Here is a 1,020-nt window from a genome sequence, read left to right as displayed (position 1 = left end):
CAGCACTACCCGATGAGGAACCACCGGAACCATAGCCGTGGCGACGCGGGTTGTGGACCGGCGCGGGATCGGAGGTATGGCTGCCGCCCGACAGGCAGAAATGCTCGCAGGTGGCCTTGCCCAGAATGGTGGCACCGGCATCGAGCAGGCGGGTCACGACGCTGGCGTCGTAGCTCGGCACGAAGCCTTCCAGCGTGGAAGAACCATTCATCATGGGCACACCCGCTAGCGCCACATTGTCCTTGAGCACCACGGTGCGGCCCGCCAGCTTGCCCTCCGCGGCGCCCTTGACGGTGCTTTTGCAGGCCCAGGCGTTGAGGGGATTGTCCTTGGCGGCGGGACGTGCGCCAGCCGAGCGCGGGTATTTGATGGCAGGAATTTCATCGGGCAAGCCATCGATGACATCGTAGGCATCGAAGCTGGCCTGCATCAAGTCCAGATATTGACTGGCCTGCTCCGTGGTGAGCTGGATGTGCAGGGAACTGGCGAGCTCTTTGAGTTGCTCAGGGGTGGGTCGGACGATAGACATGAAATTCGCGCTCCTGTATTTCGAATGCACTGCCAGCGTGCATTGCACTGCAATGGGAAGGTCAGCAGCGGCGATCCGCAAGCTCGGGACGGCCACCGCGCATCGCTATCATTGGCGAGCGTCACTCTTGCTGCTTGTCCGTACAGGTCATTCGTTTGTCATTTGCGGACAAGTCCGCCAAGCGGAGAGCCTGTGAGGAAAAATAACAAATCATTTATGCATTTTGGGCTTTCCGTTCTGCAAGCCAGAAAGGGCGCGACAGTCGCGCCATGCACGTCAAGGCGGGCGTGGAAAATATCGGCTTTCAAAATGTCTTGTTACGGCAAGTAGCTTGGCCTGATTTGACGAGTCAGGCGGGCCTCGTCTCTTTATCTTTTCATCACCGTCGGATCGGTGCAGGCGTGTGACAACGCCGGTCCGAAACACGGCGATTCCATCCATATGAAAAGAGAGGACAAGATGAACATGAACCAGAAAGCAGGTCGCCGTTT

Annotated in this window: 2 protein-coding genes; both read right to left on the bottom strand. The window is 58.4% G+C overall.

Going from position 1 to position 1,020, the window contains the following annotated elements:
* The coding region (locus I5W_RS00640; protein WP_044527806.1) for an amidase family protein at window positions 1-529 on the bottom strand (529 nt) is incomplete at its 3' end.
* 276 nt (window positions 530-805) lie between these two features.
* A partial coding sequence (locus tag I5W_RS32740; RefSeq protein WP_217284432.1) for a hypothetical protein occupies window positions 806-1,020 on the bottom strand: 215 nt, incomplete at its 5' end.

Origin of the sequence: Herbaspirillum sp. B65, from assembly GCF_000333555.1 — a bacterium.
Lineage (GTDB): Bacteria > Pseudomonadota > Gammaproteobacteria > Burkholderiales > Burkholderiaceae_D > Herbaspirillum > Herbaspirillum rubrisubalbicans.
Note: the sequence above shows the minus strand (reverse complement) of the source record. Positions and strands in the feature narration are given on the sequence as shown.